This is a genomic window from Flavobacterium sp. AC274, from assembly GCF_979258275.1.
Genome location: NZ_OZ409852.1, coordinates 4,307,724 through 4,333,139, shown reverse-complemented (window position 1 = coordinate 4,333,139; position 25,416 = coordinate 4,307,724). Strand labels below are relative to the sequence as shown.

General features: G+C 32.7%; 25 protein-coding genes and 2 pseudogenes. 7 read left to right on the top strand and 20 right to left on the bottom strand.

The window, feature by feature from the left end; genetic code table 11:
• Positions 1-22: 22 nt before the first annotated feature.
• The 10 genes and pseudogenes from ACZZZT_RS19655 to murQ form a co-directional block, all read right to left on the bottom strand.
• Positions 23-796, bottom strand: a complete 774-nt coding sequence (locus tag ACZZZT_RS19655) for a hypothetical protein (protein ID WP_463461638.1) — start codon at positions 794-796, stop codon at positions 23-25.
• Positions 797-863: 67 nt separating this feature from the next.
• Positions 864-2,348 (bottom strand): alkaline phosphatase PhoX, encoded by a 1,485-nt coding sequence (locus ACZZZT_RS19650; protein WP_463461637.1) that lies wholly within the window; start codon positions 2,346-2,348, stop codon positions 864-866.
• A gap of 157 nt (positions 2,349-2,505) precedes the next feature.
• The gene (locus tag ACZZZT_RS19645; RefSeq protein WP_463461636.1) at positions 2,506-3,132 is read right to left on the bottom strand and encodes a 3'-5' exonuclease; all 627 of its coding nucleotides are present in this window, start codon (positions 3,130-3,132) and stop codon (positions 2,506-2,508) included.
• Positions 3,133-3,134: 2 nt separating this feature from the next.
• Positions 3,135-5,054: a DUF294 nucleotidyltransferase-like domain-containing protein gene (locus ACZZZT_RS19640; protein WP_463461635.1), complete on the bottom strand. Its 1,920-nt coding sequence runs from the start codon at positions 5,052-5,054 to the stop codon at positions 3,135-3,137.
• Positions 5,055-5,200: 146 nt separating this feature from the next.
• On the bottom strand, positions 5,201-5,572 hold the full coding sequence (locus ACZZZT_RS19635) for a hypothetical protein (RefSeq protein WP_042564570.1): 372 nt from the start codon (positions 5,570-5,572) through the stop codon (positions 5,201-5,203).
• 142 nt (positions 5,573-5,714) lie between these two features.
• Positions 5,715-6,289: pseudogene (locus tag ACZZZT_RS19630) on the bottom strand (DUF1572 family protein).
• Between the two features lie 214 nt (positions 6,290-6,503).
• Positions 6,504-7,076 (bottom strand): pentapeptide repeat-containing protein, encoded by a 573-nt coding sequence (locus tag ACZZZT_RS19625; protein ID WP_042564152.1) that lies wholly within the window; start codon positions 7,074-7,076, stop codon positions 6,504-6,506.
• Positions 7,077-7,138: 62 nt separating this feature from the next.
• Entirely contained in the window at positions 7,139-7,273 is a 135-nt protein-coding gene (locus tag ACZZZT_RS19620; RefSeq protein WP_463461634.1) for a hypothetical protein, read from the bottom strand.
• A 35-nt stretch (positions 7,274-7,308) separates the two neighbouring features.
• Positions 7,309-7,530: a DUF6095 family protein gene (locus ACZZZT_RS19615; protein WP_042564154.1), complete on the bottom strand. Its 222-nt coding sequence runs from the start codon at positions 7,528-7,530 to the stop codon at positions 7,309-7,311.
• Positions 7,531-7,767: 237 nt separating this feature from the next.
• Complete coding sequence (gene murQ, locus ACZZZT_RS19610; protein ID WP_463461633.1) at positions 7,768-8,580, bottom strand: N-acetylmuramic acid 6-phosphate etherase; 813 nt, start codon at positions 8,578-8,580, stop codon at positions 7,768-7,770.
• Between the two features lie 178 nt (positions 8,581-8,758).
• Here murQ and ACZZZT_RS19605 point away from each other — a divergent pair, with 178 nt between their 5' ends.
• The gene (locus ACZZZT_RS19605) at positions 8,759-9,901 is read left to right on the top strand and encodes a helix-turn-helix domain-containing protein (protein WP_073393520.1); all 1,143 of its coding nucleotides are present in this window, start codon (positions 8,759-8,761) and stop codon (positions 9,899-9,901) included.
• A gap of 156 nt (positions 9,902-10,057) precedes the next feature.
• On the top strand, positions 10,058-12,445 hold the full coding sequence (locus tag ACZZZT_RS19600) for a TonB-dependent receptor (protein WP_463461632.1): 2,388 nt from the start codon (positions 10,058-10,060) through the stop codon (positions 12,443-12,445).
• Positions 12,446-12,638: 193 nt separating this feature from the next.
• Here the strand turns inward: ACZZZT_RS19600 and ACZZZT_RS19595 are convergent, their stop codons facing one another.
• Positions 12,639-13,307 (bottom strand): ZIP family metal transporter, encoded by a 669-nt coding sequence (locus ACZZZT_RS19595; RefSeq protein WP_463461631.1) that lies wholly within the window; start codon positions 13,305-13,307, stop codon positions 12,639-12,641.
• An 89-nt stretch (positions 13,308-13,396) separates the two neighbouring features.
• A complete protein-coding gene (locus ACZZZT_RS19590; RefSeq protein ID WP_042564159.1) occupies positions 13,397-14,161 on the bottom strand; it encodes a class I SAM-dependent methyltransferase in 765 nt (254 codons plus the stop codon).
• A 131-nt stretch (positions 14,162-14,292) separates the two neighbouring features.
• Here ACZZZT_RS19590 and ACZZZT_RS19585 point away from each other — a divergent pair, with 131 nt between their 5' ends.
• From ACZZZT_RS19585 to ACZZZT_RS19575, 3 genes and pseudogenes are all read left to right on the top strand, one after another.
• The gene (locus ACZZZT_RS19585; RefSeq protein ID WP_042564160.1) at positions 14,293-15,456 is read left to right on the top strand and encodes a THUMP domain-containing class I SAM-dependent RNA methyltransferase; all 1,164 of its coding nucleotides are present in this window, start codon (positions 14,293-14,295) and stop codon (positions 15,454-15,456) included.
• 91 nt (positions 15,457-15,547) lie between these two features.
• Complete coding sequence (locus ACZZZT_RS19580; RefSeq protein ID WP_042564161.1) at positions 15,548-15,784, top strand: hypothetical protein; 237 nt, start codon at positions 15,548-15,550, stop codon at positions 15,782-15,784.
• A 241-nt stretch (positions 15,785-16,025) separates the two neighbouring features.
• Positions 16,026-16,717, top strand: a pseudogene (locus ACZZZT_RS19575) (aspartate/glutamate racemase family protein).
• Between the two features lie 85 nt (positions 16,718-16,802).
• On the opposite strand, the gene ACZZZT_RS19570 reads toward ACZZZT_RS19575, so the two are convergent.
• From ACZZZT_RS19570 to rlmD, 3 genes are read right to left on the bottom strand one after another with little or no spacing between them, the layout of a single operon-like run.
• A complete protein-coding gene (locus ACZZZT_RS19570) occupies positions 16,803-17,612 on the bottom strand; it encodes a DUF6048 family protein (protein ID WP_463461630.1) in 810 nt (269 codons plus the stop codon).
• Positions 17,584-18,120, bottom strand: coding sequence for a DUF6452 family protein (locus ACZZZT_RS19565; RefSeq protein WP_463461629.1), 537 nt, complete (start codon positions 18,118-18,120; stop codon positions 17,584-17,586). Before ACZZZT_RS19565 ends, ACZZZT_RS19570 begins: the two co-directional genes overlap by 29 nt.
• A gap of 11 nt (positions 18,121-18,131) precedes the next feature.
• The gene (gene rlmD, locus ACZZZT_RS19560; protein WP_042564165.1) at positions 18,132-19,544 is read right to left on the bottom strand and encodes a 23S rRNA (uracil(1939)-C(5))-methyltransferase RlmD; all 1,413 of its coding nucleotides are present in this window, start codon (positions 19,542-19,544) and stop codon (positions 18,132-18,134) included.
• A gap of 332 nt (positions 19,545-19,876) precedes the next feature.
• On the opposite strand from rlmD, the gene ACZZZT_RS19555 reads away from it, so the two are divergent.
• The gene (locus ACZZZT_RS19555; RefSeq protein ID WP_463462472.1) at positions 19,877-20,752 is read left to right on the top strand and encodes a sensor histidine kinase; all 876 of its coding nucleotides are present in this window, start codon (positions 19,877-19,879) and stop codon (positions 20,750-20,752) included.
• Here the strand turns inward: ACZZZT_RS19555 and ACZZZT_RS19550 are convergent.
• The 4 genes from ACZZZT_RS19550 to epsC all read right to left on the bottom strand — a co-directional run bounded on the left by ACZZZT_RS19550 (position 20,749) and on the right by epsC (position 24,183).
• On the bottom strand, positions 20,749-21,195 hold the full coding sequence (locus ACZZZT_RS19550; protein ID WP_073393534.1) for a hypothetical protein: 447 nt from the start codon (positions 21,193-21,195) through the stop codon (positions 20,749-20,751). The genes ACZZZT_RS19555 and ACZZZT_RS19550 overlap by 4 nt on opposite strands.
• Before the next feature lie 108 nt (positions 21,196-21,303).
• Positions 21,304-22,290 carry an aldo/keto reductase gene (locus ACZZZT_RS19545; RefSeq protein WP_463461628.1) on the bottom strand — a complete coding sequence of 329 codons (987 nt, stop codon included), beginning with the start codon at positions 22,288-22,290 and terminating at the stop codon, positions 21,304-21,306.
• Positions 22,291-22,504: 214 nt separating this feature from the next.
• Positions 22,505-23,392, bottom strand: coding sequence for a cysteine synthase CysM (gene cysM / locus ACZZZT_RS19540; RefSeq protein WP_463461627.1), 888 nt, complete (start codon positions 23,390-23,392; stop codon positions 22,505-22,507).
• The gene (epsC, locus tag ACZZZT_RS19535; protein ID WP_463461626.1) at positions 23,392-24,183 is read right to left on the bottom strand and encodes a serine O-acetyltransferase EpsC; all 792 of its coding nucleotides are present in this window, start codon (positions 24,181-24,183) and stop codon (positions 23,392-23,394) included. Before epsC ends, cysM begins: the two co-directional genes overlap by 1 nt.
• 193 nt (positions 24,184-24,376) lie before the next feature.
• Here epsC and ACZZZT_RS19530 point away from each other — a divergent pair, with 193 nt between their 5' ends.
• A complete protein-coding gene (locus tag ACZZZT_RS19530; RefSeq protein WP_463461625.1) occupies positions 24,377-25,078 on the top strand; it encodes a DUF1003 domain-containing protein in 702 nt (233 codons plus the stop codon).
• A gap of 14 nt (positions 25,079-25,092) precedes the next feature.
• Here ACZZZT_RS19530 and ACZZZT_RS19525 read toward each other — a convergent pair whose 3' ends face one another.
• Complete coding sequence (locus ACZZZT_RS19525) at positions 25,093-25,359, bottom strand: DUF2752 domain-containing protein (protein WP_089075948.1); 267 nt, start codon at positions 25,357-25,359, stop codon at positions 25,093-25,095.
• Between the last annotated feature and the right edge of the window lie 57 nt (positions 25,360-25,416).

Sequence of the window (25,416 nt, the reverse complement as noted above, 5' to 3'; positions counted from 1 at the left end):
GGACTATTCTTTGTTACAATTTTTATATTCTCCTGCTGTTGAAAAAATTAATTTTCTTTGAAATTGGATTTAAATACTCAGTTATAAAAAAGGCCCTGTTGAAAGCGTTGAAGTTATTATTGTCAACACAATACTTTTGGGCTTTAAGTGTTAGCTTTCTTAAATCTGCCAGTATTTTACTATTTGGGTTTATTTTTTCAAATATAACCGGAATCTCTATTAAGCTTTGACTTGTTTCAGGAATTGAAGATTGTAAAATAGGACTGTCAAAACCAGTGATTCCTAAAGCAATGATTCTGTAAACGTTTTGCTGTACCGCATCTAAAACATAATTATTACTAATTGTTATAACTTCAAAAGTGCTTTGTAACTGTTTAATATTCGATTTAAAAATATTGAGTTCTCTGATTAGATTTTCTTTATTTTCAATTTCATATTCAGGATAGATCAATTCTTCTATTACCTGAAAACCATGGGGTTCAAACGACCTGTTTTCTTCAAGTTCCATTTCGTCCAATGCAGGTCCATTCATAAACCTGGCTGTTTCAGGAATAAAATATTCAATCGCCCATTCTGTTTTTTTATAAGCAAGACGAGATTTTTTAAATTGTTCCAGAATTTCTTTTTGTGATTTATTATGATCTGCAAGATTTATAAATTTTTCAATTTCATTGTTTAATTTGCTTAAATCAACTAATATATCCTGTTTAATGGTGGTTTGTGAAACCTTATTTTCTTTGCATGAAAAAAACAAGCAAAGCGATAAAAAGAGAAGAATAAAATGTTTCAATTTCATAATATTACTATAAAAGAAAACAACCCTTATTTTTAAAATAAGGGTTGAATTATTTAGATTAAAAAGATTAACGTTGTACGTTTCTGATAATTACAGTCTGACCGCCTTCTTTATTTGTATTAATTCCTGAACCATCTGCATTTTTAAATGCATCGCTCTGCCATGTATGAGGATGAATATTTACCGTAAAAGTATCCGGAACACCAATAATATCTGAGATATCCTGCATTGCACCAAATTCCCAGCTTCCAAATCTCATTTCACCCGTTTGATTGTACAATGTATTCCACGCTGCATCAGTTCTTTTATGGTTCATGTTTAACCAAGGCTTATTTTGTTTTGAAGCGATATTATACTGCCAGATATAAGAATCGTGTTTGGCATCGGCATAATAGCTGTCACCATCTTCCTGAATGTAAACATAATTTTCTGTAACACATAAATTATCAGGATTAATAATTCCCGTTCCTGGAGTACTGTCACCTTCAACAGCCAGCTCTAATGTTCCTTTTAAAGGATCATTGGCATCCATTTTTAATTTATAAACTCTTCCCCACATTGTGTAGCCTTCAACAGGAACGTTTGAAGTTGCCTGACCTGTAGCCGTAAAATAAACCTCTCTATTATTGCTTGCACTACCTTTTCTGTAATCAACGTCTTCGACTCTTGAAAAACGGATAGCACCCAATGCATTTACAGTTGTATTAATTACAGCACCGGTTAAGTTTTTAGCATCCGGAATTTCGACAAATGAAACTGGGTATGAATTGTTTAAAGTCATTGTAGTTTCTACCTGATTTCCGTCTGTTCTTTTTAAAGCATACAATTTTCCGTTAGATAGATCACCAACAGTATTGCTCATATACATAATTAACTGACCGGCACTTGCGTGAGAAGTTGCATAAGATTGATCTTCGCCAATAATTATAACCGTTTTTCCCGGATAAGCTTCCTTTGTTAACGGAACTGCATTTTCCATAGCCGCTTTTCCTAAAGCAGGTAAAACTCTGTCGGTTCTGCTTTTGTCTGTAGACAATCCCAGAGGATTAATTCCGTGAACCATACTTTCCTGACCACTTTCTCCAGCTGTTAAAAAGATAGGGCCAAATCCATGAACCTCAGGAGTTACCAAAGTTGCAGAACACAAACGTGTTAATCCGCCAATTCCGTCAACAAGATAATCTCCTTTTACAGGTTTAAAAGTTTTATCAAAATAAACTCGTGAAACCGATTGCAAAATTTCGTGATTCGTAATCATGATGTAACCTTCTCCGGTTGGATTTTTCATTAATCCTGCACCGTCAGGCTGCGCACCGTAAATAAAAGCTGGCGATTCTGGTAAAACATCGGTAGTACTGATTAAAGTACTGATTTTAAGATTTTCGAAGCCAGTCATTGGATATACAAAAGCTGGAACTTTTGAATGTGATGTAAAATCAATATCTGCATTGACATCGTTAGAAGAGTCTTTTGAATCATCATTTTGGCAGCTAATTACAGAAAGCCCTGTAAAGCCCAGTAATGCTACTGATTTTAAAAAGTTAAATTTCATAATAGTTTGTTTTTTGTTTTTTAACAAAGCTATCTTTCAAAATCAATATAGATGTTATGCTAGTTTTTTCTTTTTGCTAATAAAAATAAGGTATATATTATTAAATAGTAAATAATTGATGCTAAATGTAAATTTTAGCTTCATAAAAAAATGTGAATTATTTGAAAATCTGATTTAAATTAATTTCTTTTTTCTCTTTTAATTTCTTTACAATTTTCAAAAACGCAATGGCAGTAATATAAGCGTCGCCTAAAGCGGTATGCCTGTCTTTTTTAGAAATATCAAATTTATCGGCAAGATCATCTAAGGTATAATGATCCTTTCTTTCAAATAAATGCGATTTAATTAAAGTCTTTTTATACAAATGTGCTGTATCTAAAGTTTTGTTCGTTAAAGCTGGTAAATTATTTCTTTCCAGTGCTTTATTAATCATTGTAACATCAAAAATAGTGTGATGTGCGATAATAATTGAATCGCCTAAAAAAACTAAAAATTGCTGTAAAGCTTCTAATTCATTAGGACGTTTTAAGACAAAATCTTTCAAAATACCATGAATCTGAGCAGTCGATTTGTCGTAATGATCTTGTTGAATGTAAACTTCAAAACTATCCTGAATCGATATCATATTATTTTGCAAAACCAAGGCGCCAATGCATAGTATTCTATCATTGTCATAATCAAAGCCTGTAGTTTCTGTATCTAAAACAACAAATCTCGTTTCTTCAATACTGATATTTTCATCAAATAAATTATCTTCTTTTTTCCAAAAATTAAATAAACTCATATTTATACCACATTTGAAACATTAAATCTAATACTAATCAATTCCTGAAGTTCCTTGATCGTTTTAAAAGTCCTTTTGAGTTTTATTTTTTCCATTTTTGATAAAGATTCCAATGCTATAAATTGGCCCGAATCATTATGTAAAAGCCCTTGTTTCGTTCTAAATTTTAATAACGCTTTAAATGAATAAGAACAGGACAAATACAGCTCTCTATTGTTGGGTTCCAGTTCGGCCAATTTTTCAAAACGTTCGGCAGTATTGCTGATAGATTTTACAGAGTGTGATAAAATCAAAACTCGTGCTGCATCCGTAAGCGGCATTAAAGCGCGTCTTTTAATATCAAAATTATCTTTATTTGCACCGTCTTGTTCTACTAAAAATTGCCTGAAAAAGCCTGTTGGCGAAGGACTCTGTAAAGCGCCGCTCACTAAGTGAACATAAAAAATAGGGTTTGCTTTTACATTTTCAAAAATAAATTCAGAAAGTTCATTAGTAATCTCTGTATCACCATAAGTAACACTATAATCAAAGAAAATAAAAGAGAGTAAAACCTCATTTTTTCCCGGATTCGTAATCCAATGATGCACCTGGGTTTTCCATTCGTCCAGACTCATACACCATTTTGGATTCGATGCCATCATTTCTGCAGGGCAATAATCGTAGCCAATATCAAAAAGACCTTTATTAACAAGAGCGGCAAATTTTAAAAAATAGACTTTTGTTTCATCCCTAAAAACTTCCGAAACATTTTCATATACAATTGCATTATCCTGATCAGTATGCAGCATTTGTTCGCTTCTTCCTTGACTTCCAAGTGCCAGCCATGCAAATTTTACTGGTGGCGGACTGCTCATTTTTTCGATACAAATTTCAATAACGCGCGTTGTACAGGCTTCATTCAATTCGGTTATGATTTTTGAAATCAATGTCATCGGAATGTTTTGATCTAAATATCCCTGAAGCAATTGCATAATTCTGGCACGAATAGGTTTAATTTCCTTTGCTTTTTTAGCTCTTTTTAAAGCTTTTATCAAAACAGCAGGATTATTTCCCAACGCCACCATTACATCATGTTTGGATAAAATACCAACTGCTTTCGTATTTACAGTTCCGTCTTTTGTAAGACATAAATAGTTGATGTTGCTTTTCATCATTGCCATTTGCGCCTCTGTAACCGTCATTTTTTTAGGATACGTAACCACAGGCTTTGTCATAATCGTTTCGGCTGTAGTCAGGATCGAATAATCACCGGTGACAATCTTATTACGCAAATCTTTATCGGTAATAATACCAATCGGAAGCATTTCATCAACAATCAAAATTGCACCAACTTTTTTCTTATTCATGATTTTCGCAATATCTCTCGCTGTTGTCGACGGACTGCAAGTCACAATTTTCTTCGAATATTTTATAGGCTGTAAATCGAAAGAATCTTTTGTAGAATGTAAATTGTCGTTTCCTAAATCGTCGCCGTATAATTTATCTTTATGAATATCCGAATAAGGATTGCGAGTATTTGAAGCGTAACTTTCAATCAGGAAATTACCAACATTTCTGTTTTCCAGTGCATACGGCTTAAAAACAGCAATTGGAATCGCATAAAGAATACTTTCTTCATGAGCAACGGCTTCCATAATATAATTTTCCTGTGCCAAAAGCGGACGCAATCCAAAAATATCACCTTCATCACACATGTCCAAAACATTGTTTTTAGAACTTTTTTTAAGTGCAATTGCCCCTTTATGAACCACATAAAAAGAATCGTGCGTTTTATCATTTTCTGCAAAAATAACAGCGTCTTTATCTTTGTAAACAATAGAAATTTGCTCAGATAATTTTTCAAGATCCTTTTGATGCATAAAATTAAAAGGCGGATAATCCTTTAAAAAGTCGGCAACTCTATGTGAAATCGTGTTTTTCATGTGTAAGATTTGAGTTGTAATTTAACATTTAAAATAGAAATGTAAAAGAAACACATTAAAATATTTGTATTTTACAAAAAAGGCACAAAAACACCAAGATATAAACTTTGCGTCTTTGTGCCTTTGTGGCAGAATTAGTAGTTTATTTAATCAATTTTATAAACCTTCCCACGTTGTTTTTCTTCAGAACCCACCATTCCAAATTCAAAAGTATATGAATCTTTAGAAGTATTTAAAATCTTCATGCTGATTGCTTTTTCCTCAGCCATGTTTTTTGGGTGTTTTTTCTGCAAAACATATTCGCAATCACTTACCCAGCGAATTGTTGATGTGTCTGTTTTCCCTTCAAAAGTCTCGATCTCGATATTGTCTTTACGTTCAAAAACGGTTGTTTTTTTAACACCATTTACTTCAAACTCAAATTTGAATTTTCCGGTTTTAAAATCTTTGCAATTGTGTTCTGCGTTATAACAGGAGAATAATGTGACTAACGGTAAAAGAAATATAATTTTTTTCATTTTAAATATAAGTTGTTTTTTTAGGAGCTATTTCCTGCTTTCCATTTCAATCTTTTTGTTTTTAAAGAAAAAACAAAAAGGATTTCCATTGCAATCAGGGCTAGTGATATGCTTTGTGTCGCCTCAGAGAAGTCGAAGGGTCTTATTTCAATCTCTTCAATTCATCATCGGTAAAGTTCTTGATTTCTTTTTCTTTGGCAAACTTTTCCGCATTGTAATTTCCGGATTTATTTTTCGGAATAGATAAACTATCCCAATCTCCATTTTTCAATTGTTTTGCATAAAAAACAATTTGCCCTACATGATACGGATAATGAGCCAATTGACGATTTATGGCTTCAATAACGGTGTGCCCTTCGTTTCGAATATAAATAATATCTGAAAGCTGTTCCGGGTTTAAACTGTTTAAAGCATCAAGAAAACAATCCCAGCCTTTGTTCCAAACATCGAGAACTTCTTCTTTAGATTGTAAATCATTTTCAAATTCAGCATCACGATTGCGCCATTTTTTTCACCATCTGATGTTAGAAAGTCTGTCCAGCGCGATAACATATTGCCGGAAATGTGTTTTATAATTGTTGCAATACTATTGGTGTCCTCATTTACAGAAACAAAAAGCTGTTGCGGTTCTAATTGGTCGATGGATTTTTCGCCGAGCATTTTATAATAAAGAAATTGCTTTTTAACACTTTCTAAATAGGATTCATTAGCCTTCATGAATTTATGTTTTAAAGACATTAATATTTCGCTCCGATGGAGCTGCTAGCAATGGATTTATTGTTTTCTATAAATATATTGCCCCAATGGGGCGCTTTATTAGAATTTTGTAATCAAACCACTGAAAATAAACTCCTTTAGGAGTGTAATATTTATAGAAAATTATTTATATCCAGAGGATTCAGCCTCGTAGAGGCGACATAACTCAACGTAATCAAACAATTTTAATATCATATTTGTCTAAAAGTCCCACAATTCCATCATTCGAAAATTGCGCTTTCCTCATCGGATTAAATTCCGGATCTATTTTATAATTATAGGCAGTTTTAAAATTCACCGCAGCCAATTGTGTATCGTTAAAAATAGCACCTTCCAGATTGCAATTATCAAAAACCGAACTTGTTAAATTGGTACCGATAAAAGTTACTTCTCTAACCGAACAATTTATAAACTTGGTTTTAGGCATTTTTTTATTCGAAAAAATAGCATAATCCAAAGTACATTCTTCAAAATAAACCTGAAACAAAAAATCATCACATTCGTTAAAAGCGATTCCAAGAAGTTTACAATTTTTGAAAGTCACATTCTTTAAACTCGTGCTGAATAAACTTGTCATAGACAAATTACAATCAATGAATTCACAGTCTAAAAAAGTGTTATAACCAAAATTACTGTTTGAGAAATCACAGTTTTTAAATACACAATCTTCAAACTCCCGATTGTTTATTTTTTTGTCGATATAAACGACTTTCTCGAATGTTTTCTGAATGTGAATTAGGCTTTCCATGAATGTTTTTTAGGTTTTTGAGGGTGTATTATATGTTATTTTAGATTGCTAAATACACCAAATTATTTCCTTGCCCATTTTTTAGCAATTTCTTTGGCTTGATCTTCAGTATAAAATTTACCTTCTTTTATATTTTTTAATGAATTTTCAATTTCTAAATTGTAATTATCATTAACATCTTTTTTTTCGGTTTTCATTCTTCTCCAATTCATATGTTTTTTTAAGATACAAATTAGTCATTAAACAAACCCTTCATAATAATTTTCAATCCATAAAAAATCAAAAACATAGCACTTAAACAAGCTACAATTCCAATTCCTAAAACCAGATAATGCCAGTTTGTATGCTGATTCTGAAAAGCATTATATATTAAGGAAGGTCCAATAAATAATAGCGGCAATGAACCTGATAGATATTTAATTCCTTTTCCCAGTAATTCTTTATTTGTTGCCATTTTTTAATTTTTGTTTTGAAAAGTTTCAGGTTTCAGGTTTTTTTAGTTTCAGGTTTTACTTTGCGAAATCTTTGTCAAAGTTCTAAACTTTGACAAAGATCGACATCAACTTTGCGATCTTAAAAAACTTTTTTTAACTCAAAGCTTTGTGATCTCTGCGAATCCCGATTGCTATCGGGATTGCGAACTTTGCGGTAAAAATCATGCAGTTAAGCAAACATTCTAGATAAAACCTTTTTACTTATTATAATTATCAACAGCATTCCTAACACTGCCATATTTTTTCAATAATTTAGAACCTTCTTCATATGAAACCGGAATTTCTCCCATAATCATTTTTACGCCACGATCTACCAATTTGATGTTACTCAATTGCATATCGACCATTTTATTTCCTTTTACTTTTCCAAGCTGAATCATGGCTGCAGTCGAAATCATATTTAGAACCAATTTCTGAGCAGTTCCGGCTTTCATTCTCGAACTTCCGGTAACGAATTCAGGACCAACCACAACTTCAACAGGAAACTGAGCCGTTAAAGCCAGCGGACTTCCCGCATTATTGGTAATACATCCCGTAAGGATATTATTTTGATTGCAAGTTTCTAAACCACCAATAACATAAGGCGTTGTTCCAGAAGCAGCGATCCCGATAACGACGTCATTTGCGCCAATATTATTAGCCTGTAAATCAATCCAGGCTTGAGTTGCATTGTCTTCGGCATTTTCTACAGCACGACGAATTGCGGTGTCGCCACCGGCAATAATTCCGTTTACCAAATCAAACGGAACACCAAAAGTTGGCGGACATTCTGAAGCATCAACAACGCCTAAACGCCCTGAAGTTCCAGCTCCGATGTAAAAAATTCTTCCTCCTAATTTTAATTTAGCAACAACTTGAGCCACTAAAGCTTCGATTTGAGGAATTGCTTTTTCAACCGCATTTGGAACGGTTTTGTCTTCATTATTAATATTAATAAGCAATTCATGAACCGACATTTTTTCTAAATGTTCGTATTTTGATGCTTGTTCTGTGGTTTTTATAAACGTCATTTTTTGTCGAAATAGTTATCCTCCAAAATTAAACTTTTTTATTCCAAATCAGGAAAAAGTACAAGCCAAACTCATAAAGATTTTTAATCTTTTTTTGTTGACTTTTCTTTTGAGGAAACTAGTTTTAGAATCTTGTTAAAAGAACTAAAATATTATATTTGTTAATTAATAAAAGAGAATGGATAAATTAGATTTTCTGCAAGGGATTGGTAAGATCTCTGTTTTTGTTTCTTTACTGCTGGCCTTTTTTTTATTAACGGTTAAAACCGAAAATAAATTGGCGAACAGATTATTTGCCTGGTTCTTTATTTTCTCGGCTGTCGATCTCAGTGGATTTTTTATTACTACTGTAACGAGAACTCAATTAAATTGGGAGATTTTCAGGTCAACTGCATGTTTATTCGGAATGCCTTTGTTTTATCTTTTTGTACTGGCGGTTTGTTATTCTGATTTTAGATTACAATGGAAACATTTAGTGCATTTACTGCCCTTTATAGTTGTCAATTTAGTTTTTATTCCTGGAATTTATTTAAACCTTGACACAGATAAAGATACTTTTCTTTCAAGGTTTAATCAATTGCCTGAGATTTATTTTATCCAGATTTTAATTGAATTTCAATATATATTTTACATTGTCAGCGTATTTTTGATTTTAAAAAAATATCGTGATATCTATTTAGAAAATTATGCAAATCCGAGTGCAGCAACTTATAAATGGCTTTTTCAGATTACTTGTGTGTTTCTTACTGCACATTCAATTGTGGCATTAAAAAATGTATTGCGTTACAGCGGATTTAGGGAAATATTTGTTTGGGCAAATGTACTTGTAGGAAGTATCGCTTTGTTTATAACCTGTTGGTTTATAATGAAAGCGCTCAATCATCCAGAACTTTTTAGAGGAGTTAATTCTAAACTAAAACTAACAAAAGAGATTCTGCCGGAAGTTGATGATAAATCTGTTTCAACAAATGTTCAGGATGATTTGATTACGGGTCAAATTTCGACTTTGAAACAATATATGGCGGAGAAAGAACCTTTTCTTGATCCGTCGCTTACGATTCAGGAATTGGCCAATCAAATTGATATTCCGGTTCGGGATTTATCGGTTTTGATTAATCATAAAATGGATCAGCACTTTTTTGACTTTGTGAATGAATATCGCATTCAAAAAGCAATGAATATTTTGAAAGATCAGTCTAAAAATCAGCTTACGGTTTTAGAAATTTTATATGAAGTAGGTTTTAACTCCAAATCTTCGTTTAATACTTCTTTTAAAAAATACACGAATTTAACGCCGACAGCTTACCGAAACGCTTCATAATAAAGGTTTTGTAAAAAGTCGTACGTCACACGCAATAAAGTCGAACCAAATTCTTCAATAGAAAATGGTTCGACTTTTTTTTGTCGGTCGATTCCGGAAAATTTCTAAGGCAACTTTGCTTCAAATTAATCGAAACAAGTTTAAAAATTAGAAATCATGAAAAAACCAAACCTCCTTATCTTTTTATTATTGCCTTTATTTTGTATAGCACAATCAACATTAAAATTAAAAGGAAAAATAACAAACGAAATAGCTTCCTTAGAATGGGCTGATGTTTCAATATCAAATTTAGAAGGGAAAATTATTGACGGAACGACAACCAAACAAGATGGAACTTTTGAATTCAATCTTAAAAATGGTTCTTATAAAATAAATATTAGTCTTTTGGGATTTGAAGAATACGAAAAAGAAATTTCAATAGAAAAGGATATTGATTTGGGAACCATCATCCTAAAAGAAAATACAAACAATTTAGTCGAAGTTGTCGTTCAATCCAAAAAGAAAACAGTCGAACAGAAAACAGATCGTTTGGTTTACAATCTTGAAAATAATGTTACTAATGTTGGAGGAGATGCGTTAAGTGCTATTAACACCGCGCCTGGCGTTGTGGTGCAGAATAACACGATCAATATATTAGGAAAAGGAACTTCGCGAGTTATGATTGACGGAAGAATTATTGAACTAACAGGCGAAGAACTGAATAGTTTTTTAAAATCGATATCGGCAAGTGATATTAAGAATATTGAAATTATCAGCAATCCGCCGGCAAAATATGACGCTGAAGGAACTGGCGGACTGATTAATATTATTATGAAAAAAGGAGTTCGTGATTCCTGGAAAAATACGACGACAGTTTCTTACGATCAAAACAAATTTGGTGTTTCTACTTTAAGAGATAATTTCTTTTACAATAAAAACAAGTTTAGATTTTCTGCCAGCGTAAATGCAAAAACGGGTTATATAAATGCTACTGACGATTTAAAGATATATTTTCCTGACGGACTTTCGCATATGAAAAGTGTAACGAAGGTAAAAACGGAAAACCTTTCCGGAAAATTGGCTTTAGATTATGACCTTTCTGAGCGTACTACGATTGGTTTTCAATATTTGAATGACAGAAACAATCCTGATTTTAAATCGGATATTTCGATTCATAACTACAATACTCAAAATCAATTGGACAAAATTACGTTGAATAAAAGTAATACCGATAGAGGATCAGGAAATCAAACTTATAACGCACATTTGATCACTAAACTGGATTCTTTAAAAAGAAAACTATCTTTTGATGTGGATTATTTTAATTACGATTCAAAATTCGACAGAAATTTTATAGCTAATAATTATACGCCAGATATGATATTTACAGATGTAAATCAGGCGGGAAGAAATATTTCGAATCAGGATATTGACAATTGCAGTTTTAAGGCTGATATGGAGCATCCGTTTCAGGCGATCAATTTGTCTTACGGCGCAAAAATGAGTTTTACAAATAGCATTAGCGATGTACTTTATTACAATACAATTTCGGGAAACCCTGAACTAGATCTAAACCAATCAAACCGATTTAAATACACCGAAAATAATCAGGCGATTTATATAAATGCAGATAAAAAACTGAATGAAAGATGGAATTTTCAATTAGGATTAAGATTGGAAAATACACAGACAAATGGGTTTTCTGAAACGATGAATCAAACGACAGAAAACAATTATTTGAAGTTGTTTCCAACATTTTATGCTTCTTACAAGAAAAATGAAAATAATACATTCAGTTTAAATTATGGAAAAAGAATCAACAGACCTCGTTTTGATTTACTAAATCCGTTTAGAATTTACATTAGTAGTAATAGTTATTCTGAAGGAAATCCGTTTTTGAAACCTTCTTTTAGTGATAATTTTGAGTTTGCACATTCTTATAAAGAAATCCTGAGAACAAGTGTTTTTATTAATTCTGTTACAAATGGTTACGGTGTTTTATTTACTTCAAATCCTGAAACAAATACACAAATTGTAACACGTGAGAATTATTTTAAAAATTTGAGCTACGGAATTGGAGAGAGTTATTCGGCAACTTTTGCAGATTGGTGGTCAAGCGAAAATTCATTATACTTTTTAGGGGCAAAAACTGAATTTATTAAAGATATCGATGCAACGCCATCAAATAGTTTACAAATTGATTTTTCGACAAATAATACTTTTATATTAGGGAAAACTACAAAGCTGCAAATTGACTTTGCGTACAGCACACCTTTTAAAAGTGGTTTGTATGAAGTGGGATATACATCAAGTTTTGATATTGGTTTTAAACAGGATTTGTTTAATAAAACGATGCAGATTGCATTTTTAGCAAATGATATTTTTAATACGTCTTACTTAAAAGATTTTACTTCTGTTGTTAATGGTGTAAAACAAGTTTATGACCAAAAAGAGAGCAATCGATTTGTACGTTTGTCTGTGGTTTATAATTTTGGAAACAAAAAGATAAATGTGAAGGAGAGAGCTTTTGGAAATCAAGAGGAGAAAAAGAGAACTGGAAACTAATTAGATAAATTAGAAAATTAGTCAATTAGATAATTGAATTATGAAAATGGATGCACTGGATGTTCTTTTGTTTTGTTGCGTGAGGGATAGGAGCAATCCGCCGCGGCGGAGCGGATAGCCCGACCGAATTTGCAAAAGGCGCTCATAAGCGGCTTGTTAAATAGCGCCTTTTGTGAATTTGGTCACGCCCTTATTATAATAGAAATGCCAATAAAATTCCGAGAACGATCATGGAGACTTTGGCGATATTGAATTTATGTCCTTCGCTGCTTTCAAAAATAATAGTCGATGAAATATGAAATAAAATACCAATTACAATGGCTGTAATTTCAGTATAATAGTGATTTAAAACGGGTAAATATTCTGAAGCAATTGTACCAAGCGGCGTCATAATGGCGAAAGTAAGCATAAAAGCAAAAATGGCTTTTTTGTTTAAACTTGCGTTGATGAAAAACGTGGTTAAAATCACGGCAATTGGCAAATGATGAATCGCAATTCCAACCGCTAAACCATGATGATGGCTTACCGGAAAACCTTCAAGAAAAGCATGAATGCACAAACTAATAAATAATAACCACGGAATTTGAGACATTTGTGCATGCCCGTGAACGTGTCCGTGTTCGGCACCTTTTGAGAAAAACTCCAGAATGATCTGAAATAAAATCCCAATCATAATAAATAAACCAATATTGTGATTGTGAGATTCGTAAACTTCAGGCAATAAATGCATTACGGTTAACGATAATAAAAAAGAACCACTAAATGCCAATAATAGTTTTAGATTGGTTTTGTTTTTTGGTTTTAAAAACAAAGCCACAGCATAGCCCAGAAGTACAGAAAATAAGGGTAATAAATAGTTCATCTTTATTGTTTAATCGTTGATTCGTTTAATCGGTTAATTGTTTTTTTGCTTAGCGATTAAACGGTTAAACAATTAAACGATTCACCAATTTATTTAAAAATCATGATTAATCGTTCGCTTTCGGTTTTGTGGAATTTTTTGAGTTTGTAGTCTCCAAAAATATCCAATAGAAAAATTCCGGCTTCGGCCATTAATTCTTCAAAATCTTTTAGGGTTAAAGCTTTTACTTTTTCGGTAAAATGGTATTTTCTGCCTTGATCTTCAAAATCTATTTCCTTAAAAATATGACCGTCCTGAACATATCTTTTTATTTTAAAATCGATGTCTTCAACAGTTTTAGTTTCTTCTGGTACCAGGGTTTCAATTACCTGATTAACATTCATGAAATCAATTACGGCAAAGCCATATTCTGATAAACTTTCCTTAATGGCTTTTAAGGTCGTTAGATTGTCATCGTCACTTTCGAAATAACCAAAACTGGTAAACAGATTAAAAATTGCGTCGAATTTTTCTTCAAAAGGTTCGCGCATATCATGCACTTTAAAATGCAGGGTTTCGTTGCTGTTTTTATTGGCTTCGGCAATACTGTTTTCAGATAAATCTGCTCCTAAAACATTAAAACCAAGTTGATTTAAATAAATAGAATGGCGCCCTTTTCCGCAAGCTAAATCAAGAACTTTTGCTTTTTCGGGCAGGTTTAAATAATGCGTAAGATTATCCATAAAAATCTGCGCTTCTCTGTAATTTCGGTCTTTATAAAGAATGTGATAATACGGAGTATCAAACCATGATGTAAACCAGTTTTCTGTGTTACGCTCCTGATTTGGTGTTGATGAGTTTGGTGCTTCAGACATTTATTCTATTTCAATTAATTCAAAGTCCGGCAAATTTAGTGTATTTTTGCCGAAAAATAACTATTTCGTGACGATACCTGAATAATCAGATGTGTGTATGCGATCGGAGTTTTTTTTAAACAAAAATAAAGATGGAAGAAAATTTTAGAATGATAGCCAAATGTTTTTTTGGTTTTGAGGAAATATTAGAAAAAGAATTGCGTGATCTTGGTGCGCAGGATGTCGAGAAAGGGGTAAGGATGGTGAGTTTTAAAGGTGATAAAGGTTTTATGTACAAAGCCAATTTATCGCTAAGAACAGCACTTAAAGTTTTAAAACCAATTTACTCATTTAGAGCTAATAACGAACAGGCTTTATATAAAGGAATTTCGGGTGTAAACTGGTCTAAGCTATTAAACGCCAACCAAACTTTTGTTATTGATGCTACAGTGCATTCAACATATTTTAATCACTCAGAATTCGTTTCTCAAAAATGTAAAGATGCAATTGTGGATCAGTTTAGAGAAAGAACGGGACAACGCCCAAGTATTGATAAAGCTTTTCCTGATTTAAGAATCAACGTTCATATCGATAAAGATCAGGTTTCGGTGGCTTTGGATACTTCAGGGAATTCATTGCATCAGCGTGGTTACAGAACGGCTACGAATATTGCGCCAATCAATGAAGTTTTGGCAGCAGGAATTTTGTTGTTATCAGGTTGGGAAGGACAAAGTCACTTCTTAGACCCAATGTGCGGATCTGGAACTTTTCTTGCAGAAGCAGCTATGATCGCTTGTAATATTCCGGCAAATATCAATAGAAAAGAATTTGCTTTTGAAAAATGGAAAGACTGGGATAATGATTTATTCGATCAGATTGTAAACAGTTTAATGAAAAAAACAAAAGAGTTTCATTATACTATTAAAGGTTTTGATAAAGCTCCAAGTGCTGTTAACAAAGCCAAAGACAATATCAAAAATGCCAATCTTGACGATTACGTTACTATTTCTGAAGATAACTTTTTTGATACTGAAAAAGCTGTTGAAGGAAAATTGCACATGGTTTTCAATCCGCCTTATGATGAGCGTCTGGATATTCATATGGAAGAATTCTACAAAAATATTGGTGATACTTTAAAGAAAAGTTACCCGGGAACAAATGCCTGGTTTATCACGGCAAATCTTGAAGCACTAAAATTTGTGGGATTAAAACCTTCAAGAAAAATTAAACTTTTCAACGCAAGTCTTGAAGCCCGTTTGGTAAAATACGAAATGTACGAAGGAAGTAAGAGAACGAAGTTTCAGGTTTCTGAATAAATTAGGTACAAAGAGACAGAGATTCAAAGCGACAAAGGTTTTTCTTTGCACCTTTGCACCTCTGTAACTTTGAACCTTTAAAAACAAAAAAATGTCAAAACTACAAGTAAGAGCTTTTTTATATCAATTAGGATGTTTCGCGATTTTATTTATTTTAGGTCGCTTTTTGGTCGCAACGTATACACAATTAACCGGACTTTGGATTCCGATGACGGCTTTTATTGTGGCGACTTTGATTTCGCCTAAATTTCAGGCGGTAAAAACAAAAGACGGTGAAAAGCTGTTTATGAAATGGATTTTTATAAAAGGAATTAGAGAAATAGGTTAATTTAGTTAGCCACAAAGGATTATAAAGATTTTTTTTCACGCAGATTTTGCAGATTAAAATTTAGATAATTATCTGCGTGCATTTGCTTAAATCTTTTTAAAATCTGCGTGAAAAAATATTTACACAATGCTTTGCGAACTTAAATTGTGTATATACAACTTAAATCTTAGTGAACTCTGCGAAAAACCTTTGCGTTCTCTGCGTTAAAAATAATTAAGTAATATTTAAAAGATAGTTATTTATGAAGATAATTGGACTTATAGGTGGAATTAGCTGGGTTTCTACAGCAGATTACTACAAACTTATAAATCAGGGAATAAATGAGAAAATGGGAGATTTAAACTTCTCAGAATGTTTACTTTATTCTTTCAATTATGCTGATATAAAAAAGAATAACGAAAACAACGATTGGGATTCGACTTTTAAGATGCTTTTAAAAGGCAGCCAGTTTTTAAAAGCAGGTGGAGCAGAAGCCATTATTTTATGTGCTAATACCATGCATTTAATTGCTGATAAACTTGAAGAAGCTATTGATTTACCAATAATTCATATTGCTACAGAAACAGCGAAAGAAATTCAGAAGCAAAATCTTAAAAAAGTGGGTTTATTGGGAACCAAATTTACAATGGAACTGGATTTTTTAAAGATAAACTTATCGCTCAGGGAATTGAAGCTATTATTCCGGAAAGTGAAAATGATAAAGATTTTATTCACACCACCATTTTTGAAGAATTAGGAAAAGGACTTGTAACTCCCGAAACCAAAAAACGTTATCTGGAAATTGCAAGCGAATTAATAAAAAGAGGAGCTGAGGGTATTATTTTAGGATGTACCGAAATTCCGCTAGTGATTTTACCTGAAGATGTTGATGTTCCTGTTTTTGATACAACTCTGATTCATTCAAAAGCCGCAGTTGAATTTCAATTGTCTTAATTAAAAAATATAAAATTTAAAAGCCACTAATTCACGAATTAAATAATCAATTCGTGAATTAGTGGCTTTTATTTATTTGTAAAAATTATTTCTTTGGACTGCTTTTTTGAATTTCAGGTATAATTACTTTTTTCTTATAAAGCGGAATAAAGTAAGAAACAGTATAGTTAAATCCAATTCCGAAATTACCATCATATGTCCTGTTGAAACCTGGAATATAAAGATTATCAAAGCCATCAGGTGTTTTATTGGCTACCAAAAGCTTTAACTGAACAGAGAAACCTACGAATACATTATTAAAAACTTTTGCTTTTAAACCTGCTGTAACTTCAAGCCATCCTGCTGTTAGGCCATCAAATTTTTGTCCCGCAGCAATTGCAGGTTCTTGACCCCAATAAGGATTTGCGTTATATATTTTATAACTGTTCAATTGCTGGCTAAAGGTACTAAAACCACCACGTAAACCTATGCTTATGATGTTTTCCATATCAAGCCAGTTTTGGTATAGGTTATAATCAAAACCACCTTTAATATATGTCCCTGTTGCGGTAGAATTTAATCTGTCGTCGTCTGTAGTTTTATCTTCAAAACCAAGTTCTGCCGCTATGTAGTATTTTTTCGTTAAACGAAAATCACCTACAATTTCAATTCCTTTATAATCTTTATCATATAAACCACGGGTTAGTTTATACAAATCGACACCCACGCGCAAACCATAACGATTTGTTTTTGGAGGAACAACAGTATCAGTTTTTGCTTCCTGAATTACTGGTTTTGTTGCAGCTTTTGATTTTTCCTGAACGATTTTTTTTGTTGCTGTAGAATCTTGGGCGTTGACCAAAAACATTGAAAGCAATAAGCAAATACTAAAAGTATACTTTAATGTGTGTTTCATCTTCGTATTCAATGTTAAGATTTATTGGGGCGATATTTTGCATCCATAAACCATCACTGGTAGGATCTGTTTGTTCGTAAGGTGTTTGAGTATCCAGTTTAAAAATAGTTTTAAAACCACAAGCTCTTGATACATACACATTTTGCCTGGTATAATTAAATTTTAATTTATCAGTATTAACCAAATCTGCATTTGTATTATCTGAATTTAAAATAAAACTATAAGTGACTGTATCTTCATCTGTTTTTAATGGAATACCAATAGAATCACCGCTGGTAATGTACTTTTCGTCATCAAGGGCACTTTTGTTGAAAACGATTCCTTCCGTTTGTCCGTCGCCAATTACTTTTAATCTTGTTACTTTTTTCTTTACAGTTGGATTATTAATATCGTAAAACGAAATTATCAATCGGGGAGTAGTTGGTGTATTTGCGTCACAAATGTCATCCTTCTCGCAACTTGATAATCCAAAAGCAAAGAGTAATAAAAATGAGATTATTTTTTTCATTTATAATTTAGTTATCGAAGTTCTAAAAGTACAACATTTTCAACATGATGCGTTTGCGGGAACATATCAACCGGACGAACACGGGTTACTTTGTATTTTTCATCCATTAGAGCTAAATCGCGTGCTTGTGTAGCCGAGTTACAGCTTACGTAAACTACTTTTTTAGGAGCAATTTTTAAGATTTGATCAATAACGTCTTTGTGCATTCCATCTCTTGGCGGATCTGTAATAATAACGTCAGGTTTTCCATGCTGTGCGATAAAAGCTTCATTGAAAACTACTTTCATGTCACCAACAAAAAACTCGCAATTTGTAATATTATTGCGTTCTGCATTTGCTTTAGCATCCAAGATTGCTTCCGGAACACTTTCTACGCCAATTACTTTTTTTGCTTTTTTAGAAACGAACTGAGCAATAGTTCCTGTTCCTGTATATAAATCATAAACAGTTTCGTCGCCTGTAAGTCCGGCAAAATCGCGTGTTATTTTGTACAATTCATATGCCTGATCAGAATTGGTTTGGTAAAATGATTTAGCATTGATGCTAAATTTCAAACCTTCCATTTCTTCCAGAATATAATCTCTTCCTTTGTACAATTTTATATCCTGATCGTAAATAGTATCATTTTGCTTCGAATTTACGACATATTGCAATGAAGTAATTTGCGGAAATTTCTCGTATAAATGATCCAGAATAAGTTCACGATTTTTCTTGTCATTTTCAAAGAACTGAATTAAAACCATGATTTCTCCCGTTGAAGCAGTACGAATCATAAAAGTTCTTAATAAACCTGATTGTTCTCTTGGGTTAAAAAATGCCAGATTATGTTCGTTGGCAAAATCTCGAATTTCGTTTCTGATCGCATTTGAAGGATCTTCCTGCAAATAACATTTTTGGATATCAAGGATTTTATCCCACATTTTCGGAATATGAAATCCCAGTGCGTTTCTGTTTCCTAAATCTTCAGTACTTCCAATTTCTTTTTCGGTTAACCAACGGGCGTTAGAAAATGAAAATTCCATTTTATTTCTGTAGAAAAACTGTTTTTCTGAACCTAAAATAGTTTCAAATTCAGGAAGTTCAACTTTTCCAATACGTTGTAAGTGATTTTTTACTTCATTTTGTTTGTAATACAGCTGTTGGCTGTATTTCATGTTTTGCCATTTACAACCTCCACAAACTCCAAAATGATCGCAAATAGGTTCAATGCGATGTTCTGATAACTCATGAAATTTTACGGCTTTACCTTCGTAATAAGCCTTTCTTTTTTTGAAAGTTTGTACGTCAACCACATCTCCCGGCACGACATTCGGAATAAAGATTACTTTTCCGTCAGGAGCTTTCGCAACTGAAACTCCTTTTGCTCCGGCATCAAGAACCGGAATTTGATGAAAGACAACTTTGTCTGTATTTTTTCTTCCCATAGCGCAAAAATAAGGGTTTGTAAACTTTTACAAATTTAATTTTCAAAATATTTTACCAATTTTATCAATTTATTGAGTTTAATAACGTTTAAAAGGTAACTTTGCCTTTGCAACAATCCCCAAATGCTGCATTTTTAACCTATTTGTATTGTTTTTTTATGAAGTTGTACCACAAGCTTTCACAAATTAGCTTTTTAAAAAAGAGTTATGCCTTCAAATTTTTATTTGTTGCGTTTATTGGTATACATATTCCTCTAATCGGAATTTTGTTTTTTGTCCTTTATTATAATAGTGCTATCTCTCCAACTTCTATTTTAGTTTTTTCTTTGATAATGACTTTGTTGGCTACTTTAATAACATTGTTGATTTTGAATCAATTGATAAAACCTATAGCAATTGCATCAAAATCTTTGAACGATTACAGAAACAATCGAAGATTATCTGTTTTACCAACCGGATATTCTGATGAAGCGGGATTGTTAATGTGTAATATTCAGGAATCTATTTATGAAGCCGAAAGTTTTATCAACGAAAAACAGGATCTGATTTATATGCTTTCGCATGATTTGAAAAACTTTGCAGGAAATCCGCAAGGTCTGGCAAAATTAATTATTGAGGAAAATCCATCACAATCTGTAAAAGATATGGCTGCTTTAATTTGCGAATCGACTGATTTGCAATTTAGATATATTGAAAACTTTATTAAGTTGTTAAATGAACAAGATCAGGTTGTAAGACTGAATCAGGAATTGAAAACGATTATTTTCCCGAATATTTTGCCCTTTATTAATGAACAGGTTGAGCAGCGTTTATTGGATAAAAATATAAAATTAAGCCTAAGTGTAGAATTGGAAGAAGCTAAACTTAGAATTGATGAAGGTTTATTGATTCAGGTTTTGGTTAACTTAATAAGTAATGCTATTAAGTTTTCTTATTTTGATAGTGAAATTAAAGTAAGAATGTACATTGAAAATGACCAGTTGATCATTACTGTTACTGATAACGGAATTGGTTTTGATAAAAATCAAATTAATGAATTGTTTAAGAAATTTACCAAAATGAGCCGATTAGGAACTGCAAAAGAAACTTCAACCGGAATTGGTTTGTATTTATGCAAAAAAATAATCGAAAGAAACAAAGGTGAATTAACCGCTGCCAGTGAAGGTAAAAACAGGGGAGCAGAATTTAAAATTGTATTTGAAATTTAGTTTTTCCTCCTTTTTATAATTTCATAGTTGATAATTGTGAAGAAATAAAAACAAGAATCGGCTGTAATTTTTCCAAGAATAATTCCGAAGAAATAATTTCCGCATAAAATCGGCATCCAATACATGCAAAATGGGCGAACTACCAAAAAGTCCAAAAAGGCAGGATATCCAAATTCTAACGCCAGGTTTTTTATAAGAGATATAACATCTTTCAATGTTGTAGTTTTTTCTAAAATCTTATTTTGCCTCGCTAATTTCCTGTATGAAGTAAAGATAATTACACCATAAAAAGCAAAATATTCTGCAAACGTAATCAAATATGCAGTTGTTAATCCGCTATAAATTTTACTGAAAAGTGATGTTAAAAGTGCAGCACTTGTACTCGCTAATTCAGCATATTTATATCGGTTAAACCATTCTTTAAAATTTGATTTTGTAAGCATTTTTTTGGAAGATACTAAGATTCTGAGATGCTAAGGTACTAAGATTACTAGCAAAGTTCTAAAAAAACTTAGTTCCTTAGTATCTTAGGATCTCAGAACCTTAAAAAACTACCATAAGTGGTGAACAGAAGGTTTTATGTATTCCTCATAAATAGCGTTCATAGCCGAAATTTTTTCAGGAGTTAATTTTGGCTGATCATAAACTGATAAATTAGACAAAACATGACTTGTTTTTGAGGCTCCCGGAATAATACAGCTAATATCTTCAAAACTTAAAATCCATTGTAAAGCGTATGGAGCCAGATTTTCAGCTTCAGGAAATAAGGCTTTTAATTCTTCAACAGCTTTCAAACCTAAATTATAATCGATTCCCGAAAAAGTTTCACCTTTATCAAAGGCTTCTCCGTTTCTATTAAAATTACGATGATCATCTGCTTCAAAAGTTGTTTTTGCATCAAATTTACCCGTTAAAAGTCCGCTTGCTAAGGGAACTCTGGCAATTATTCCGATATCTTTTTTTCTGGCTTCTGAGAAAAACAATTGCGACGGACGCTGACGAAATAAATTAAAAATAATCTGAACCGTTGTAACATTCGAATATTCGATTGCTTTCAAAGCTTCTTCGACTTTTTCGACGCTTACGCCAAGATTTAAAATCTTGCCCTGATCTTTTAAACGATCAAACATTTCGAAAATCTCAGGTCGGTAATAAACTTCGGTAGGAGGACAGTGTAGCTGAATGAGGTCCAGTGTTTCTAATCCCATTCTTTTTAAACTGTCTTCAACATATTTCTGAAGCACTTTTGGCTGATAACCTTCATTTACATGCGGATTAATTTGTCGCCCACATTTTGTAGCCACATATATACGCTCAGATCTTGAACGAACGACACGCCCAACGGCAGTTTCGCTCAATCCATTTTCGTAAACATCGGCAGTATCAATAAAATTAACGCCGTTATCAATTGCAGTATTCAAAAGTTCATCTGCTGTTTTATTATCAAACGCAGATCCCCATTTTCCTCCAACTTGCCAGGTACCAAGTGAGATTTCTGATATATTGAAGTTTGTTTTTCCTAGTTTTCTGTAGTTCATTTCTTTAAGGTTGAGAGGTTCATAGTAGCAAAGGTTCAAAGGTTTTTTGTAGAGGCGCACAGCAGTTCGTCTTTTTTGCCCACAGATTTTACGGATTGAGCAGATTAACACAGGTTTTTTAAAGTTGTAAGAATTTGAGTTTCTAAGTTGCTGATTTTTTAGCTCAATAAGAAACTTAGAAACTTAGTGCCTTAGCGACTTAGTGGCTAATTCCTCAATCAAATAAATCCGAAGATAAATAACGGTCGCCGCGGTCGCAGATAACGGCAACAATAACTCCTGATTCTAATTGTTCGGCGATTTTTAGGGCAACTGCAACAGAACCCCCGCTGCTCATTCCGGCGAAAACGCCTTCTTCAAGAGCTAATCTTTTTGTCATTTCTCTGGCTTCTTCTTCGCTTACATCAACAACAGTATCTACTTTTGAAGCATCAAAAATTTTCGGTAAATATTCTTTTGGCCATTTGCGGATTCCCGGAATTTGAGATCCGTCGCTTGGCTGCGCACCAATGATTTGAATGGCAGGATTTTTTTCTTTTAAATAAGTCGAAGTTCCAATGATAGTTCCCGTTGTTCCCATTGCCGAAACAAAATGCGTTACAGTTCCGTCAGTATCATCCCAGATTTCCGGACCTGTAGTTTTGTAATGCGCTTTCCAGTTATCATCATTTGCAAACTGATTTAGCATCAAATAACCACCTTGAGCGACTTTTTTATCAGCATAATCACGCGAACCAATAATTCCTTCGCTGGCAGGCGTTAAAATTACTGTAGCGCCATAAGCACGCATAGTTTGAGTACGTTCTTTTGTAGAATCTTCGGGTAAAACCAGTTCTATTTCAATTTGAAACAATTGCGCAATCATTGCAAGAGCAATTCCGGTATTTCCGCTTGTAGCTTCAATTAGTTTATCTCCTTTTTTAATGTCACCTCTTTCAAGAGCCGATGCAATCATATTGTAAGCTGCTCTGTCTTTTACGCTTCCGCCCGGATTATTTCCTTCTAATTTCAGTAAAAGTTTTACGTTTTTATTTTTAACCAAATTGACAGTTTCCATCAATGGAGTATTTCCAATTAGGTTTAGCAATTTCTGTGGACCCATTATTTTATTTCTTTTATTTTAACTTCAGTTGTAGTGGTATTCATGACAATAGAACCTGCAGGAATAGATTTTGTTACCCATGCATTTCCGCCAATAATGCTGTTTTTGCCAATTGTAGTCTGACCACCCAAAATAGTAGCGTTGGCATAAATGCAAACATTTTTTTCTACGGTTGGATGACGTTTTGCATTTTTCATTTCCTTGCTTACGCTCAATGCACCAAGTGTAACTCCCTGATAAATTTTTACGTTTTTTTCAATCACGGTAGTTTCTCCAATAACAATTCCTGTTGCGTGATCAATAAAAAATGGCGAAGCAATTTGTGCACCGGCATGAATATCGGTTCCGGTAATACGGTGTGCATATTCGCTCATTAATCTCGAAAACAATAACAAATCAAGCTGATATAATTCATGGCTTAATCTGTAAATCGCAATGGCATAAAAACCGGGATAGCCTAAATAAACTTCATCAATACTATTTGATGCCGGATCATTTTCTAAGATATATTCTGCATCCTGATTTAGTTTTTCCAGAACACCAGGCAATTTTTCCAGGAAACGATCCCAGATAGATTCGCACATATTTTGAGGCTTTTTACAGGCCAGAACAGCTATTTCCTTAAAACGTATTTCGAGTTCGTCTATACTTTCGTCTAAAGGCGCATTTGAATCAAAAAGAGTATAAAAAAGCTTTTCGGTAAAATCTTCAGTTTTAGTTTTGATTCCGTAATTTATATTTAAATGGCTTTTTAAAGCTTTTATATTCTCTATGATGGTATTTTTTGACACAATTATAAAAATTGGATGAATAATTTTGAAACGTTAAAAGTAAGGCGTTTTTTGTAAATAAAGGCACGAATTAACTAAAGAAATTTTGTTTTAAGAATTCTATTTGTGATAAATAAAAGATTTTTGAAAGGCAATAATTTATATGATTCTTAAGAAGTTAAATGTGTAATTTAGCCAGTCAAATATATTAAAAATGAAAAATAATCAGACTTTTAAGAGCGCTATTTCTAACCTGTCTTTTCCTGCAAACGAAAAAGTTTCAGGAAAATCTATCCATGATCCTATTTTAGGACTTATTATTCAGGATCATCCTTCTTTTTGTGATGCTGATTTTATTGCTGTTAAAGAATTAAATGACTACCGCCAGAAATATGTTTCAAATTATTTATCTACAGAAATTGGTACATTATCTGATCTTGAAAAAAGTGTTATTACTTCTTTAAAAGAAGATAAATCAATTGTAAATATTGTTGAAGATGAAGAAGAAACTAGAAGTTTTGGTCAAAAAATAGCCGATAAAGTGGCAGATTTTGGCGGAAGCTGGACTTTTATAATTTCGTTTTTGCTTTTTATTGTCATTTGGATCAGTTCAAATGTTTATATTTTGGTTAACAAAGGATTTGATCCTTATCCGTTTATTTTGCTGAATTTGATTCTTTCGTGCATTGCGGCATTACAGGCTCCGGTAATTATGATGAGCCAAAATCGTCAGGAAGAAAAAGACAGAACCCGTGCCAAAAAAGATTATATGATCAACCTAAAATCAGAATTGGAAATCAGAATGATTCATGATAAAATTGATCATATGATTATGCACCAGCAACAGGAATTAATCGAAATTCAGAAAGTACAAATCGAAATGATGAACGATATTCTGAATCAGATTAAGAAATAATTCAGGTTAAAAAATTAAAAATAAAAGTGTTTGAAGTAATATCCGACAACCATAAATAGGCCATTTATGACAGCCGAAACCCAAAGCATTTTTTGATTTTTTTTTGATTTTTGGAAAAGATATAAAGCTCCAAATCCGAAAAATAAAAGGGTAGAATAAAGTGCCGGATACATCTTAAAAGCAGCAAAAAAGTCACCCTGAAAAAGTAAGAATAATGCGCGTTGAAAACCACAGCCCAGACACTCGATTCCGAACAGCGTTTTGAACAAACAAGGCAGCATAAATTTCTCTAAATTCAAAGTGATTATTTTTTACAATTTTACAAAAAAATATCCGAT

Excerpts from the sequence above, each read along its gene's own strand:
- ACZZZT_RS19640 (WP_463461635.1), bottom strand. The coding sequence starts at position 5,054 with ATGAAAAACACGATTTCACATAGAGTTGCCGACTTTTTAAAGGATTAT.
- ACZZZT_RS19565 (WP_463461629.1), bottom strand. The coding sequence starts at position 18,120 with ATGAAAAAAATAATCTCATTTTTATTACTCTTTGCTTTTGGATTATCA.
- ACZZZT_RS19580 (WP_042564161.1), top strand. The coding sequence starts at position 15,548 with ATGTCAAAACTACAAGTAAGAGCTTTTTTATATCAATTAGGATGTTTC.
- ACZZZT_RS19625 (WP_042564152.1), bottom strand. The coding sequence starts at position 7,076 with ATGGAAAGCCTAATTCACATTCAGAAAACATTCGAGAAAGTCGTTTAT.
- ACZZZT_RS19595 (WP_463461631.1), bottom strand. The coding sequence starts at position 13,307 with ATGAACTATTTATTACCCTTATTTTCTGTACTTCTGGGCTATGCTGTG.
- ACZZZT_RS19585 (WP_042564160.1), top strand. The coding sequence starts at position 14,293 with ATGGAAGAAAATTTTAGAATGATAGCCAAATGTTTTTTTGGTTTTGAG.
- murQ (WP_463461633.1), bottom strand. The coding sequence starts at position 8,580 with ATGACGTTTATAAAAACCACAGAACAAGCATCAAAATACGAACATTTA.
- ACZZZT_RS19545 (WP_463461628.1), bottom strand. The coding sequence starts at position 22,290 with ATGAACTACAGAAAACTAGGAAAAACAAACTTCAATATATCAGAAATC.
- ACZZZT_RS19590 (WP_042564159.1), bottom strand. The coding sequence starts at position 14,161 with ATGTCTGAAGCACCAAACTCATCAACACCAAATCAGGAGCGTAACACA.
- cysM (WP_463461627.1), bottom strand. The coding sequence starts at position 23,392 with ATGGGTCCACAGAAATTGCTAAACCTAATTGGAAATACTCCATTGATG.
- ACZZZT_RS19550 (WP_073393534.1), bottom strand. The coding sequence starts at position 21,195 with ATGCTTACAAAATCAAATTTTAAAGAATGGTTTAACCGATATAAATAT.
- ACZZZT_RS19620 (WP_463461634.1), bottom strand. The coding sequence starts at position 7,273 with ATGAAAACCGAAAAAAAAGATGTTAATGATAATTACAATTTAGAAATT.
- ACZZZT_RS19615 (WP_042564154.1), bottom strand. The coding sequence starts at position 7,530 with ATGGCAACAAATAAAGAATTACTGGGAAAAGGAATTAAATATCTATCA.
- ACZZZT_RS19635 (WP_042564570.1), bottom strand. The coding sequence starts at position 5,572 with ATGAAAAAAATTATATTTCTTTTACCGTTAGTCACATTATTCTCCTGT.
- ACZZZT_RS19570 (WP_463461630.1), bottom strand. The coding sequence starts at position 17,612 with ATGAAACACACATTAAAGTATACTTTTAGTATTTGCTTATTGCTTTCA.
- ACZZZT_RS19655 (WP_463461638.1), bottom strand. The coding sequence starts at position 796 with ATGAAATTGAAACATTTTATTCTTCTCTTTTTATCGCTTTGCTTGTTT.
- ACZZZT_RS19650 (WP_463461637.1), bottom strand. The coding sequence starts at position 2,348 with ATGAAATTTAACTTTTTAAAATCAGTAGCATTACTGGGCTTTACAGGG.
- rlmD (WP_042564165.1), bottom strand. The coding sequence starts at position 19,544 with ATGGGAAGAAAAAATACAGACAAAGTTGTCTTTCATCAAATTCCGGTT.
- ACZZZT_RS19605 (WP_073393520.1), top strand. The coding sequence starts at position 8,759 with ATGGATAAATTAGATTTTCTGCAAGGGATTGGTAAGATCTCTGTTTTT.
- ACZZZT_RS19645 (WP_463461636.1), bottom strand. The coding sequence starts at position 3,132 with ATGAGTTTATTTAATTTTTGGAAAAAAGAAGATAATTTATTTGATGAA.
- ACZZZT_RS19555 (WP_463462472.1), top strand. The coding sequence starts at position 19,877 with ATGACTTTGTTGGCTACTTTAATAACATTGTTGATTTTGAATCAATTG.
- ACZZZT_RS19530 (WP_463461625.1), top strand. The coding sequence starts at position 24,377 with ATGAAAAATAATCAGACTTTTAAGAGCGCTATTTCTAACCTGTCTTTT.
- ACZZZT_RS19600 (WP_463461632.1), top strand. The coding sequence starts at position 10,058 with ATGAAAAAACCAAACCTCCTTATCTTTTTATTATTGCCTTTATTTTGT.
- ACZZZT_RS19525 (WP_089075948.1), bottom strand. The coding sequence starts at position 25,359 with ATGCTGCCTTGTTTGTTCAAAACGCTGTTCGGAATCGAGTGTCTGGGC.